We start from the raw sequence: 13,891 nt of genomic DNA, 5'->3' as shown, positions 1-13,891 counted from the left end.
CTGCGTGGCCGCGGATCGCGCGACCAGGGGAGATCCGGACGGTGGGTCGACCGCCCGGGCAGAACTGGGGTGGAGCTGTGGGGTTGCTGTGTTGAAGCTGTGGGAAGGGTGGCAGGAGATCTGCGCCCTGTCAGGAGCGCGTCAGGAACTTGGCCGGAAATGGTTCGTTGACCGGATATCCGTGTTCGTTATGCGAACCTGCCTCTGGCCTATGAGCCGATCACGCGGGCTGCGGGCGCTCCCCGTGCCACGTCCCCCACAGCGCCGCGTACGCGCCGTCCGCCTCCACCAGCTGCTCATGGGTGCCGAGTTCGGTGAGGCGGCCGTTCTCCATCACGGCCACCCGGTCCGCGTCGTGCGCCGTGTGCAGACGGTGCGCGATCGCGATGACCGTGCGCCCCTCCAGTACGGCGGCCAGGGCGCGCTCGGTGTGCCGGGCGGTCGTCGGGTCCAGCAGCGCCGTCGCCTCGTCCAGGATCAGGGTGTGCGGGTCGGCCAGCACGACGCGGGCCAGGGCGAGTTGCTGCGCCTGCGAACCGTCGGTGCGCCGGCCCCCCTCCCCGAGCGGGGTGTCCAGGCCGTCCGGCAGCTCGCGCACCCACTCGCCGGCACCCACCGCCGCGAGCGCCGCCCACAACTCCGCGTCCGTGGCGTCCGGTTCGGCGATGAGCAGGTTGTCGCGGACCGTGCCCAGGAACACATGGTGCTCCTGGGTGACCAGGACGACCTGACGGCGCAGCTGTTCGGGCCCGAGGTCGACGACGGGCACACCGCCGACGGTCACCGACCCCTCGGTCGGCGCGTCGACCCCCGCGAGGAGCCGGCTGAGGGTCGTCTTGCCGGCGCCGGAGGGGCCGACGACGGCCAGCCGCTCCCCGGGCCGTACGGTCAGATCGACCCCGTGCAGCACCTCGCCGCCGCGGTCGTAGGCGTACCGGACCCCGGACACGTCGATCCGGTCGCCGGCCGGTGTGGGCGAGCCGTCCCGCACCGCACGCGGAGCCCGGGCGAGGCCCTCGACGCGGGCGAACGAGGCGCCGCTGTTCTGCAGTTGCTCGATGCGCATCAGGATCTCGTCGAGGGGCCCGCTCAGCCGCTGCAGATACAGGGCCGCCGCCACCACCGCGCCCAGACTCAGCGTGCCGCGCCCGTGCAGCAGCCCGCCGGCCAGCAGGACCGCGGCGACGGGGACGAGATAGGACACCTCCACCACCGGGAAGAACACGCTCCGCAGGAACAGCGTGTACAGCCGGGTGCGCCGGGACGTCTCCAGCGCGTCCCGGGCCGCCGTCACGCGCCGCTCCTGAAGCCGCAGCGCCTCGACCGTCCGGGCACCGGCCGCCGTCGCCGCGAGGATCTCCGCCACCTCGGACGTGGCGGCGCCCTCGGCGAGATAGCCGTCGCGGGCGCGCCGCAGGTACCAGCGCACACCGCATCCGATGGGGACCAGACCGAGCAGGCCGCAGGCGCCCAGCAGCGGGTGCAGCGCGAACACGGCGCCGAGCAGGAACACCGCCTGCACGCCGTTGATGAGCAGGTCGGGGCCCGCGTCGCGCAAGGTGGTGCCGACCAGCGCCACGTCGCCCGTGCCGCGCGCGGTCAGATCGCCGGTGCCGGCCCGCTCCACGACCGACGCGGGCAGCGCGAGCGTACGGTCGACGAACTGCTCCCGGACCCGGGCCAGCGTCCGCTCGCCGAAGCGATGGCCGACATAGCGGGCCCAGCGGGCCAGCACCAGCTGGGCGAGCGAGCAGAGCAGGATCCACAGGGCCAGCCGGTCGACGGCGCCCACGCCCCCGCCGGCCCGCACCTCGTCCACGATCCGCCCCACCAGCCACGGCCCGGCCAGCCCGGCGCCGGCGGCGAGCGCGTTGAGCGCGAGCACGGCGGCGAAGGCCCGGGCGTCGGCGCGGACGAGCCGCACCATCGCGTGCCGCACGTCGGCGCGTTCGGCGACGGGGAGGTGCCCGCGGGAATCCGCTGTCGCCGTACGGCTGGAATCCGTCGTCACCGCGCGACCTCCTCGGCGTCCGTGTCCCTGGCCACGAGCGCCCGGTAGGCGGGCTCCGTGTCGAGCAGTTCGCGGTGGCTTCCGGCCGCCACGGCCGCTCCCTCCACCAGGAAGTACACGGTGTCGGCCCGGTCCAGCACGAGCGGGGACGTGGAAGTGACGAGAGTCGTACGGCCCTGCCGTGCCGCGCGCAGCCGCTCGGCGACCCGCGCCTCGGTGTGGGCGTCCAGGGCGGAGGTCGGTTCCACCGCGAGCAGCACCTCGGGGTCGGCCAGCAGGGCGCGGACCAGCCGTACCCGCTGGCGCTGGCCGCCGGAGAGGTTGCGGCCCTGGGCCTCGATCACCGAGTCCAGCCCGTCCGGCAGCCCGAGCACGACGTCCTCGGCCACCGCCGTGCGCACGGCCCGCTCGATGTCCTCCGGCGGCCGCTCCCGCCGCCCGCCCACCAGGGAGCGCAGCGTCTGCGCGAACAGGTCCGCCTCGTGGTCGGCGACCAGGACGCGCTCCCTGATCCGCGCCACCGGTATGTCGGCCAGCGGAACCTCGCCCCAGGTCGCCGCCGAGGGCGTGTATCCCCCGAGCCGGTCGACGACGGCCGCCGCGTCGGACGGGCGGGCCGCGGCCAGGGCGGTCAGCCCGCCCGCGGGAACCCTGACCCCCGACTCGGGGTCGTGCAGCGCGGCGGGACCGGCCGGCGCGTCACGGGTGCCGGTGTCGGCGAGGGGCTCGAGCCGCAGGAACCGTACGACGCGCCGGGCCGACACCAGCCCCCGGCTGATCTGGTAGCCGCACTCCACCCAGAAGGCCACCGGGCTCACCAGCACCGCCACATAGCCGTAGACGGACACCAACTGGCCGACGGTGATGAGCCCTTGGGCGGCCAGCCGGGCCGCCAGCCAGGTCACCAGGGCCAGGAACAGCGTCGGCAGGCCCACCCCGAGCGCCTGGACCCAGCTGGTCACCGCGCCGACCCGGTAGCCCTGCCGGCGCAGGCGCTGCGAGTCGCGCCGGAAGGCCTGCGCGAACAGGCCCTTGCCGCCGAGCCCGTTGAGGACCCGCAGCCCGCCGGCGAGATCGGCGATACGGGCCGTCAGCACCCCCTGCCGCTCCCGGTACTCGGTCTCCGCGCCCTGCAGCCGGGCCAGCAGCGGGCCCACGAGGACGACGATCACGGGCATGCCGAGCAGGACGACGGCCGCCACCAGCGGTGACACGGACAGCAGCAGACCGGCGACCACGAGATAGGCGACCACCGCTCCGACGCCGGGACCCACCACCGTCAGCGACTGGCTGATCGTCTGCACGTCGCCCACCCCGATCGTGACGACCTCCCCGGCCCCCACCCGGCGCCGCAACGCCGCCCCCAGCCGCACCGCCTGCGCGACGACCACCTTCACCGTGCGGAAGTTGGCGTCCATGCGCACCCGGGTCATGGTGCGGTGCCGCATGATGCTCAGCCAGGCGTTGAACACCCCGACCGCGAACAGCGCGGCCGTCCAGCCCGCGAGCGCCGGAAAGTCCCCCGGCACCAGCCCGTCGTCGATCGCCCGGGACAGCAGATAGGGGGTCGCCGCCAGCAGGACCATCCACACACTGCCCAGCACCGCCCCGGCGGCGCATCTGCCGGGCTGGCGGCGGACCAGCCACATCAGGTAGTGCGAACCGCCGCGGCAGTCGGGCGCGCCGGGATCCTCGTACGCGTCGATCATCCGCCGTGTCCTCCGCCTCGCCGCTCGGTGGCATCGGGTCCACGAAAGCGGTAACCGGCAGTCCGCTCAAGCGGATTACTCCGGCGAGGGGGTGCGCCCGGCCCACGGGCGGGCTCGTTCGAGCTGCGCGGCGACGGCGATCAGGACGTCCTCGCGGCCGTAGCCGGCGACCAGTTGGACGCCGATCGGGAGTCCCGCGCCGTTCCAGTGCAGCGGGACGCTCACCGCCGGCTGGCCGGTGATGTTGAACGGCCTGGTGAAGGCGATGTACCCGTCCGTCAGTTCGTCCACCTGGTGCACGTCGTCCCCGAACGAGCCGATCGGGGCGGCCGGGCGGCTCGTCGTCGGGGTCAGCAACAGGTCGAACCCCTCGGTCCACCACTGCTGCACCCGCCGCCGGAAGCCCGCGCACGCCGCCAGCGCCTGCGCGTACTCGGCCGCACTGACCCGGCGCCCGGCCTGGTAGCGGGACCAGGTCGCCGGCTCCATGTCGGCGGCGGTCAGGTCCCGGCCCAGAGCGTCCGCCAGCTGCTTGAAGGAGTTCGCCATCGGACTCGTCGCCACCAGCGCCATCCGCTCGTCGGCCTCGGCGAGCGCCGCCGGACGGTCCACCTCGACCCGGTGGCCCAGTTCCTCCAGCAGCGCCGCCGCCGCGTACACCGCTTCCCGGCAGTCGGGGTCCACCGCGTCACCGGCCGGGGTGCGGTCGAGCAGCCCGATGCGCAACGGCGCCGGATCGGCGGCCAGTTCCTCGACGTACGGCCGCCGCGGCGCGGGCGCGACGACCAGGTCGCCCACGCCCGGACCCGAGACCGCGTCCAGCATCGCCGCCGTGTCCCGCACGGTGCGGCTGACGCACAGTTCGACCCCCGGTCCGGCCTCGTCGCCGAACGGGCCGGCGCTGATCCGGCCGCGCGAGGGCTTCAGCCCGAGGACGCCGCAACAAGCCGCCGGGATACGGATGGAACCCGAACCGTCGGAGGCGTGCGCCACGGGGACCATGCCCGCAGCGACGGCCGCGGCCGCGCCGCCGCTGGAGCCACCCGTGGAGTGACCGAGGTTCCAGGGGTTGCGCGTGGCTCCCCACGCGGCCGGTTCGGTCGTCGGCTGGGAGGCGAACTCCGGGGTGTTGGTTCGCCCCGCGATGACCAGCCCGGCAGCCCTGAACCGCCGTACGAGAGTGGAGTCGGTCGGCGACGCGAGGGCCAGCTCCCGCAGCCGGTGGTTGCCGTTCGACATCGGCTGTCCGGCACAGGCGGCCATGAAGTCCTTCAGAAGAAACGGCACTCCCCGGAAGGGGCCCGGTGGCAGCGGGTCCGCCGCCACCGCGCGCGCCTGGTCGAACCACTCCATCACCACCGCGTTCACGGCCGGATCGAGCACCTTGACACGTTCGACGGCCGCCTCCAGCAGCTCCACGGCGGTCACCTCACCCGAGGCGACCAGCCGCGCCTGGGCCGTCGCGTCCATCCACTGCGTCTCACCCGCGAGTCCATGCATCGTCACAACGCCGGACCGTATGCGGCCCGTCGCGGACCGGCCGCCGTCGATCGGGCAACGACTTCGCCGTGCCCCGGCGGGCTGCCCGGTCGGGTACCCCCCTCGCGCAGCCCCCTTCGGCGGACCGTCGCCGTACCCGTTCCCCTCTGTGCCCCGCCACCGCGCGGAGAAAGGCTCGGTCCGAAAGCCCGCTGAGCATCGCCGCCGTCGTCGCGGCAGGAAGGAGAAGCCGGCGTGGCAATGAAGGACGAGGCGTGGTGGACGAGCGCGAGCGGCTACGTGGCCGACGTGCTGTCCGCGCTGGCGGCGACCCCCGGCAAGGAGGTCCTGCGCCACCGGGACGTCGGCGTCACCGCCGCCGAGTACATCCGCTCCGTGGCCGGCACCCACCGCGCCCTGCGGGAGGCGGGCACGCGGCGCGGCACCGTCGTCGCCGTGCTCACCGCTCCCAACAGCCCCGACATGATCGCGGTCCGTCACGCGGCCCACCTGCTGGGCGCGGCCGTCTGCCATCTGCGCTCGACCAACCCGGGATCGAGTACGGCGATGCTGCCCGCCGACGACCAGCTGGAGATCATCCGGGTCACCGGTGCGACGGTCCTGTACGCCGACCCGGACAGTTCGGCCCGCACGGCCGACCTGGCGTCCCGGGCCGGGACCGCCCTCGTGGGCCACGGCGTGCCCGGTGCCGTCGAGCCGGTGCCCGCCGACGATGCCGGGCCCCTCGACCCGAGCGCCGGGGACCCCGACGACCTCGCGCTGATCATGTTCACCAGCGGCAGCACCGGCCGGCCCAAGGGCATCCGCAAGTCCCGCGGGGCCTGGGAGGGCACCGTGCGCACCGCCGTCGCGGCACCAGCCGAGGCCGACGAGATCACCGCCCTGTTCAGCACCCCGCTCAGCCACACGGCGGGGCCGATGGTCGACGGCGCGCTCGCCGCGGGCGGCAGCGTCGTACTGCTCCCGGAGTTCGACGCGGAGCTGGTGGTACGGACGGTGCGCGAGCGAGCGGTCACCCGCACCTTCATGGCGACCACCCAGCTGTACCGGCTGCTCGACCACCTCCAGGAGCGGGGGCACCGGGACGCCGCCGCGGCCGGCCTGTCCGGTCTGCGGCGGCTCATCTACGGCGGCACCGCGGCCGCCCCCGCCCGCATCGCCGCGGCCGTCTCGGTGTTCGGCCCCGTCCTGCTCCAGGTGTACGGCACCTCCGAGAGCGGCCGTATCAGCTTCCTCGGCCCCGCCGACCACGCGGACCCGCGGCTCGCCGCGACCGTCGGCCGGCCCTTCCCGGAGGTCGAGATCGACGTCCGCGACCTGGACTCGGGCCAGTCGCTCGCCGACGGCCAGGTCGGCGAGATCCGGATGCGTTCCCCCCAGCTCATGGACGGCTACCTCGACGCCTCCCTGACGGCGGACACCCTGCGCGACGGCTGGTACCGCACCGGGGACATCGGCTACCGGGACGAGCGGGGCCATCTCCATCTGCTCGACAGGGTCGCCGACATCGTCAAGATCGACGGAGCCAAGGTGTACCCCGCCGTCGTGGAGCGCGAGGTGCTGACCCTGCCCGGGATCGCCCTGGCCGCCGTCTACGGAGTCCGCGACGAGGACGGGACCGAGCATCTGCACGCCGCGGTGACCTCCCGCCCCGGAGCCCTCGTCGACCCGGACGCGGTGCGGGCCCATGTCGCCGCCACCCTCTCGCCGGCCCACGCCCCGGAGCGGGTGCTGGTCCTCGACGAGGTCCCGATGAACGCGGCCGGCAAGCCCGACAGGTCCCAGCTGCGCCGCCGAAGCGCCGCACCCGCCTGACCGGACCCCCATCCCACCCCACACCCGCGAAGGACCCATCATGCCCACGCACCTTCAGTACTTCACCGACGGCATCTCCGAAGAACAGCGCCGCACCCGGACCTTCCTGGAGATCGGCCGGCGCGCCGGGCACTTCCCCAGCGCCGTCGCCCGCACCGACCGGACGGAGAACGAGGTCAGCGTCTGGTGCAGCAACGACTACCTCGGCATGGGCCAGCACCCGCTGGTCCTGGCGGCGGTGCACGACGCCGTCGCACGGTTCGGGGCCGGCTCGGGCGGCTCGCGCAACATCGGCGGCACCAACCACCGCCATGTCGAGCTCGAACGCGAACTGGCCGACTGGCACGGCAAGGACGGGGCGCTGCTGTTCACCTCCGGCTACACAGCCAACGACGGTGCGCTCGCGGTGATCGCCGGCAAGCCCGAGGGCACCGTGGTCTTCTCCGACGAGCTGAACCACGCCTCGATCATCGACGGACTGCGGCGCAGCGGCGCGCGCAAGCGCATCTTCCGCCACAACGACGTCGAGCACCTCGCCGAACTCCTCGCCGACACCGACCCGGAAGCGCCGAAGCTGATCGTCCTGGAGTCCGTCTACTCGATGTCCGGGGACGTGGCGCCCCTCGCCGAGATCGCCGACCTCGCCGAGCGATACGGCGCCACCACCTTCCTCGACGAGGTGCACGCGATCGGCATGTACGGTCCGCAGGGCGCCGGGATCGCGGCCCGCGAGGGCATCGCCGACCGGTTCGACGTCATCATGGGCACCCTCGCCAAGGGGCTCGGCACGGCGGGCGGCTACATCGCCGGGCCCGCCGACCTGATCGACACGGTCCGCACCTTCTCCCGTGCCTTCGTCTTCACCACCTCTCTCCCGCCGGCCACGGCGGCCGGCGCCCTGGCCGCCGTACGCCATCTGCGGTCCTCGGACGCCGAGCGCGCCCGACTGGCCGAGAACGCCGGGCTGCTGCACCGGCTGCTGGACGAGGCGGACATCCCGTACCTGTCCCCGGACTCGCACATCGTCTCGGCGCTGGTGGGCGACGACGCGCTGTGCAAGCAGGCCTCGACCCTGCTGCTCGACCGGCACGGCATCTACGTGCAGGCCATCAACGCGCCCAGCGTCCGCAGCGGCGAGGAACTGCTGCGGATCGCGCCCTCGGCCACACACACCCGGGCGGACGTGCAGAAGTTCGCCGAGGCGCTGGCCGGGATCTGGCGCGACCTGGGGATCGCGTCGGCCTCGGACCGGCGGGCGGCGGTGGGGGACGCGGCCGTGAAGGAGCTGGTGTGACCCGTTCCCTGGCCGCCGTGCTCGCGGACACCGCGGCACGGCGGCCGGACCACCCGGCCCTGGTCTGGGAGTCCACCGAGGTGACCTACCGTCAGCTGTGGCGACTGGCCCGCGAACGGGCCGGCGTACTGCGGCACCACGGCATCGGCCCCGGCGACCGGGTGGCCGTGCTGGTGCCCAACACGCCGGACTTCCCCGCCGTCTACCACGGTGTCCTCGCGCTCGGGGCGACCGTGGTGCCGCTCAACACCCAACTGCGTTCCGCCGAGATCGAGTTCGTGCTGCGGGACAGCGAGGCACGGGCGCTGGTCTGCGACGCGTCCGCCCTGGAACAGGGGGCGCCCGCCGCCGACGCCACCGGTGCCGAGCTGTTCACCGTGGCGGGCGCCCACCCCGGGGCGGTACGACTCGACGCCCCGGCGGCCGCGCCCGTCCCGGCGGAACTCGTCCCCGTCGACCCCGACGGCATCGCCGCGATCCTCTACACCTCGGGCACCACCGGGCGTCCCAAGGGCGCGATGCTCACGCACCGCGGCGTCGTCACGAACATCGAGGTGACCGCCGTCTCCCCGTTCGCGGTGGAGCCGGACGACGTGCTGCTCGGCTGTCTGCCGCTGTCCCACACCTTCGGCCAGACCTGTGTCATGGGCACCTGCTTCGCCACGGGCGCGACGCTCGTGCTGATGCGCAGGTTCGACGCGGCGTCCGCGCTGGAGCTGATGACCGGGCACGGCTGCACCGTCTTCATGGGCGTACCCACGATGTACCACGCGCTGGTGGAGGCGGTGACGTCCGGAGCCCCCGCACCCCCCGCGCTGCGCCGCGCCTACAGCGGCGGCTCCGCCCTGCCGGTGCCCGTGCTGGAACAGGTGCGGCGGACACTGGGCTGCGAGGTGTACGAGGGCTACGGGCTGACCGAGACCTCGCCGGTCGTCGCCTACAACCAGCCCGGCATGCCCTGCCGGCCCGGGACCGTCGGGCTGCCGGTCACCGGTGTCGAGGTCGCGGTCGCCCGTGCCGACGTCGAGGGGGTCGTGGAGCTGCTGCCGGCGGGCGAGGTCGGGGAGATCGTGATCCGCGGCCACAACGTCATGGCCGGATACCTCGGACTGCCGGAGGCGACGGCCGAGGTCCTGGTGGACGGCTGGTTCCGCTCCGGCGATCTGGGCGTGCTCGGCGCGGACGGCTACCTGTCCGTCGTGGACCGGAAGAAGGACGTGATCCTCCGCGGCGGCTACAACGTCTATCCACGGGAGGTCGAAGAGGTCCTGCTGCGGCATCCGGCCGTCGAACAGGTCGCCGTCGTGGGTGTGCCGGACGCCCGGCAGGGCGAGGAGGTGTGTGCGGTCGTCGTCGTCCGGGCGGGGTCCACGTCCGGCGAGCCACTGGCGGCCGCCCTGGTGGCATGGAGCCGTCGGCACCTGGCGGGCTACAAGTGTCCGCGCCGCGTCGAGTTCGTCCGGGAACTGCCCCTCGGCCCGAGCGGCAAGGTGCTGAAACGGGAGCTCACCGCCGCCCTGGCCGCCGTGGTCACTTCCTGAGCAGCCCCGTCTCCAGCGCCCTGACCACGGCGAGCGTACGGTTCGGGCTGTTCAGCTTGGCCAGGATGTTGCCCATCAGCCGCTTGACGCCGTTCTCGGAGATCCCCAGGGAGCGGGCGGCCTGCTTGTTGCTCAGGCCGTCCGCGACCAGCTCCAGCACCTGCAGCTCCCTGGGGGTCAGGGCCACGCCCGGACCGGAGTTCGCCGGCACGAACAGCTGCCTGGCCAGACTGGGCGAGACATGGAAGCGGTCGGCGCCGACGTCGGCGACCGCCTCCCGCAGCAGCTGAAGATGCAGCGCCGAACGGTCGACGAAGCCGTGCGTCAGGGACGCCCACGCCGGGTCCACCCGCTCGTCCGGCCCGACCAGGACCATCAGCCGGACACCGTGTCTGCGCAGCCGCTGCGCCGCCGGCAGGTCGGCCGTCTCCTGCAGTTCGGCGGTCGAGGTCAGCAGCAGGTCGAGGGCGAGCGCGGAGGCCGCGTCGGCGGCGTCGGCGATCGCCGGGTAACTGAAGGTGCCCGAGACGATGTCGAGCGAACGCAGCATCCCTTCGAGACCGTACCGGTGGATGTCGTTGCGCACGGCCAAGGCGACGGTGACGCCACGAGCGGTCTCGCGAGCGGTCTGACGTAGCGGAAAGGACATGTCTCCCTCTTCTCGCTGTGGGCACGCCGCCCGGTCGGCACACGGCGGTGGCCGGGCCGGAGCCCGGCCACCGCCGTGTGCCGACCGGGCGGCGTCAGGACGTCACCGTCGGGTGGCCGCCGGGGGAGCGGCGGCCGGCTCGGTGGCGGCCGGGGCCGCCGGCCTCGCCCGGACCAGCCACAGGCCGGTGAAGACGGCACCGACCAGGGTGACCACGCCGGCCAGCAGGAAGGCCGAGTCGAGGCCGTCCCCGAAGGAGGCGCCGTGCTCCTGCCGGGTCCGTACGACGGCGCCGAGCACGGCCACCCCGAAGACCGCCCCGATCTGCCGGGTGGTGCTGCTGATCCCCGAGGCGAGACCGCCCTCCTGCGGGCGGACCGAGGAGATCGCGGCCCCGGTCAGCGGGGACATCGTCAGACCGAACCCGACGCCGGTGACCGCCAGCCGCCACCAGACGTTGCCGTAGCCGGTGTCCTCCTGCACGCCCGCCATGGCCAGCAGGCCGAGACCGGCCAGGAGCAGACCGACGGTGACGACCGCACGGAAACCGAACCGGGCGGCGATCCGGGCCGCGTACGGGCTGCACACCACCATGGCCAGGGAGCACGGCAGCGTCTCCAGGCCCGCCCGGAGCACCGAGGCACCCTGGACGGAGACGAAGAACTGGGAGAAGAAGAAACCCGAGCCCATCAGACCGAACCCGACGACCGTCATCGCGGTGTTGGACACGCTGAACAGCCGCTTGCGGAACAGCCCCAGAGGCAGCATGGGCGTCGCCGTACGCGCCTCGACCACCACGAACAGGGCGAGCAGCAGGGCCGAGGCGGCGAAGCTGCCCAGGATCAGCGGCGACGTCCAGCCACGGTCGCCGGCCTCGATGAGCCCGAAGGTCAGCGCGCCCACACCGAGGACGGACAGCGCCTGTCCCGGAAGGTCGAGCGGCGGTGCGGCGGGGTTGCGGGACTCGCCGAGGACGCGCAGGCCGACCACCAGCAGGACCAGCCCGATCGGGAGGTTGATCAGGAAGATGGCCCGCCAGTCGAAGGCGTCCACGAGCAGCCCGCCGGCCAGCGGACCGGCGGCCAGGCCGATGCCGCTGAAGCCGGCCCACAGGCCGATCGCCCGCACCCGCTCCCGCGGGTCCGGGTAGCCGGAGCCGAGCAGCGCCAGGCTCGCCGGGCTCAGCGCGGCCGCGCCGATGCCCTGCAGGATGCGGGCGGCGAGCAGCCAGCCGACGGTCGTGGAGACACTGCACAGCAGGGACGAGAGCGTGAACACGGTCAGGCCGCCCAGGAACACGCGCTTGCGGCCGAACCGGTCGGCACAGACACCACCGGCCAGCAGCAGCATCGCGACCGCGAGAACGTAGGCGTCCACGATCCACTGCAGCCCCGTGAGCGTCGTGTGCAGTCGCCGCTCCATGTCGGGCAGCGCGACGCTGGTGATCGTGTTGTCCAGCAGGACCATGAACTGACCGACGCAGGTCACGGTGAGCAAGGCGACCCTGTCGGACCGGGCGTCGTCGGACACAGGGGTACCTCCCTTCGGGAACCGGGAAAGAGGGAACGGGAGTGGGAAGGAGGGGGAACGACCGGGACGCTACGAACTGACACCGATGTCAGGTCAAGCCGTCAGGCTCAGCCCGGGGGAGTCGGCGAACGTCTCGGCCAGCAGCTCACCCACCACGTCGGCCAGCCGCAGCGACTGCGCGGGGTTGAGCCGGGGATCGCAGGCGGAGCGGTACCGGGCGGCCAGGTAGACGTCGTCGATCTCCGAGTCGACGCACTCGGTGACGTCGTCGCCCGACACCTCCAGATGGACACCGCCAGGCGTCGTCCCTGTGTCGCGGCAGGCGTCGAAGAAGGCGCGGAGCTCCGCCTCGATCGCCCCCATGGTGCGCGTCTTCACACCCGCGGCACTGGTCACGGAGTTGCCGTGCATCGGGTCGCTGACGAACCGGTCGGCGAGTTCGGCGTCGGTCGCGGCGGCGAGCAGCGCGCGGCAGCGGTCGTAGGCATGGGTGTGGCCCATGCGCAGGACGAACGTCAGCCGTCCGGGGACGTTGTCCGGATTGAGCGCGCTGTGCAGCCGCAGCAGCTCCTCCGGGCTGCAACCCGGCCCGAGCTTCACCGCGACGGGATTGGCGATGCTCGCGGCGAACTCGATGTGCGGCCCTGCCAGGGCCCGGGTGCGTTCCCCGATCCACAGCAGGTGTGCCGACAGACCGTACGGCCGGCCGTCCTGTGCGGAGTGCCTCACCTGCGGGCGTTCGTAGTCGAGCAGCAGGGCCTCATGGGAGGCGTACACCCCCGAACCGGCCATGAACGACAGGGCCTTGCTGGACTCCCGGTAGGCGCGCAGCAGTTGGCTCGGGTCGGGGGTGCGCTCGCGAGCGGAGAAGGACACGGAGTTCACGGCGTCGCCCAGATAGGAGGGCAGGGCGATGCCGCCACGCCGTTCGACCGGTGAGGAACGGGGCTTGGCGTACTGACCGGCGATCCGGCCGACGGTGACGACCCGGACGCCCGAGGCCGCCGCGATCCGGTCGGACATGCCGCGCAGCAGCGACACCCGGTTCACCACGGAGCGGGGTGTGTTGTCCCGGAAGGTCTCCGCGCAGTCCCCGGCCTGGAGCAGGAAGGCCGGCCCGGCGAGTTCGGCCTGCAGGGCGCGGCAGTCGGTGGCACGCACCAGCGGATCGACTTTGGTCAGGACCTCGCGGACCTGCCGCACCCGGGCCGCGTCCGGCCAGCGCGGCTGGTGGTGCGGCCCCGCCGCGGTGTGCGCGAGGTCGGTGGCGGGGCGGTCGCCGCCGGGGGCGGCCGGGGGCTCGCCGGTCGTCACGAACCGTGGGTTGAAGACCTCGTGCACCAGGACCCGGGCCCGGTCGGAGAACTCGATCTCGTAGACCCGGCCGGGCGATCCGGCGGGCAGCAGTCCGAAGCGTTCGGTGGTCGTGCCGACGGTGAAGATCCGGCGCCTCTCGAACAGCCCCAGGCGCCGGGTGTGCAGCCCGAACGGAGTGTCGTCCCGGGGGATGAGGCGGTCGCGGTCGGTCCGGCGGAAGGTGATGAGGTTCTCGCTCACCAACGTGCCCGCGCTGTCGCGCAGCCGGGAGTGGCGGATCCCGAGACCGTCGTGCGGGCCGGCGCCGAAGACCTCGGTGAGATGTCCGGACGGGGCGAGCGGGGCGGGGTCCGTCTCCGGCAGCACCTGTGCCGACAGCGCGCTGCCGACGAGGGACTGCAGCAGGACGGTCGTGGAGCCCTCGTTGTGCAGCATCATCCGGGTGGCTGCCGGCATCGCGGACGGCGGCGCGAAGTCGGGATACGAGTCCATTCGGAACACCCTTACGTGATTCGTGGTCAGGTG

The 13,891-nt window shown here is 73.4% G+C and carries 9 protein-coding genes; 3 read left to right on the top strand and 6 right to left on the bottom strand.

What is annotated here, in order from left to right; genetic code table 11:
* Positions 1-220: 220 nt before the first annotated feature.
* From ACQF4J_RS16045 to ACQF4J_RS16035, 3 genes are all read right to left on the bottom strand, one after another.
* Entirely contained in the window at positions 221-1,927 is a 1,707-nt protein-coding gene (locus ACQF4J_RS16045; protein WP_351584278.1) for an ABC transporter ATP-binding protein, read from the bottom strand.
* Between the two features lie 80 nt (positions 1,928-2,007).
* On the bottom strand, positions 2,008-3,720 hold the full coding sequence (locus ACQF4J_RS16040; protein WP_351584274.1) for an ABC transporter ATP-binding protein: 1,713 nt from the start codon (positions 3,718-3,720) through the stop codon (positions 2,008-2,010).
* A 75-nt stretch (positions 3,721-3,795) separates the two neighbouring features.
* Complete coding sequence (locus ACQF4J_RS16035) at positions 3,796-5,220, bottom strand: amidase (RefSeq protein ID WP_351802983.1); 1,425 nt, start codon at positions 5,218-5,220, stop codon at positions 3,796-3,798.
* Between the two features lie 240 nt (positions 5,221-5,460).
* Here ACQF4J_RS16035 and ACQF4J_RS16030 point away from each other — a divergent pair, with 240 nt between their 5' ends.
* From ACQF4J_RS16030 to ACQF4J_RS16020, 3 genes are read left to right on the top strand one after another with little or no spacing between them, the layout of a single operon-like run.
* Positions 5,461-7,035 carry a class I adenylate-forming enzyme family protein gene (locus ACQF4J_RS16030; RefSeq protein ID WP_427168586.1) on the top strand — a complete coding sequence of 525 codons (1,575 nt, stop codon included), beginning with the start codon at positions 5,461-5,463 and terminating at the stop codon, positions 7,033-7,035.
* A 40-nt stretch (positions 7,036-7,075) separates the two neighbouring features.
* On the top strand, positions 7,076-8,329 hold the full coding sequence (gene hemA, locus ACQF4J_RS16025; RefSeq protein WP_351584272.1) for a 5-aminolevulinate synthase: 1,254 nt from the start codon (positions 7,076-7,078) through the stop codon (positions 8,327-8,329).
* Positions 8,326-9,870: a long-chain-fatty-acid--CoA ligase gene (locus tag ACQF4J_RS16020; RefSeq protein ID WP_427165891.1), complete on the top strand. Its 1,545-nt coding sequence runs from the start codon at positions 8,326-8,328 to the stop codon at positions 9,868-9,870. The genes hemA and ACQF4J_RS16020 overlap by 4 nt, the downstream gene beginning before the upstream one ends.
* On the opposite strand, the gene ACQF4J_RS16015 is transcribed toward ACQF4J_RS16020, so the two are convergent.
* From ACQF4J_RS16015 to ACQF4J_RS16005, 3 genes are all read right to left on the bottom strand, one after another.
* The gene (locus ACQF4J_RS16015; protein WP_351802902.1) at positions 9,860-10,519 is read right to left on the bottom strand and encodes a helix-turn-helix transcriptional regulator; all 660 of its coding nucleotides are present in this window, start codon (positions 10,517-10,519) and stop codon (positions 9,860-9,862) included. The genes ACQF4J_RS16020 and ACQF4J_RS16015 overlap by 11 nt on opposite strands.
* Positions 10,520-10,621: 102 nt before the next feature.
* Complete coding sequence (locus ACQF4J_RS16010; RefSeq protein WP_427165889.1) at positions 10,622-12,049, bottom strand: MFS transporter; 1,428 nt, start codon at positions 12,047-12,049, stop codon at positions 10,622-10,624.
* A 93-nt stretch (positions 12,050-12,142) separates the two neighbouring features.
* On the bottom strand, positions 12,143-13,858 hold the full coding sequence (locus tag ACQF4J_RS16005; protein WP_427165888.1) for a 3-deoxy-7-phosphoheptulonate synthase: 1,716 nt from the start codon (positions 13,856-13,858) through the stop codon (positions 12,143-12,145).
* Positions 13,859-13,891 lie beyond the last annotated feature (33 nt).

The sequence above is a fragment of the Streptomyces sp. C1-1 genome, assembly GCF_050214755.1.
GTDB lineage: Bacteria > Actinomycetota > Actinomycetes > Streptomycetales > Streptomycetaceae > Streptomyces.
This window is presented reverse-complemented; position numbering and strand designations above follow the sequence as displayed.

What these genes read in the sequence shown, in the direction of transcription:
- ACQF4J_RS16015 (WP_351802902.1), bottom strand. Translation starts at nt 10,519, where the DNA reads ATGTCCTTTCCGCTACGTCAGACCGCTCGCGAGACCGCTCGTGGCGTC.
- ACQF4J_RS16045 (WP_351584278.1), bottom strand. Translation starts at nt 1,927, where the DNA reads ATGGTGCGGCTCGTCCGCGCCGACGCCCGGGCCTTCGCCGCCGTGCTC.
- ACQF4J_RS16040 (WP_351584274.1), bottom strand. Translation starts at nt 3,720, where the DNA reads ATGATCGACGCGTACGAGGATCCCGGCGCGCCCGACTGCCGCGGCGGT.
- hemA (WP_351584272.1), top strand. Translation starts at nt 7,076, where the DNA reads ATGCCCACGCACCTTCAGTACTTCACCGACGGCATCTCCGAAGAACAG.
- ACQF4J_RS16030 (WP_427168586.1), top strand. Translation starts at nt 5,461, where the DNA reads ATGAAGGACGAGGCGTGGTGGACGAGCGCGAGCGGCTACGTGGCCGAC.
- ACQF4J_RS16005 (WP_427165888.1), bottom strand. Translation starts at nt 13,858, where the DNA reads ATGGACTCGTATCCCGACTTCGCGCCGCCGTCCGCGATGCCGGCAGCC.
- ACQF4J_RS16035 (WP_351802983.1), bottom strand. Translation starts at nt 5,220, where the DNA reads ATGCATGGACTCGCGGGTGAGACGCAGTGGATGGACGCGACGGCCCAG.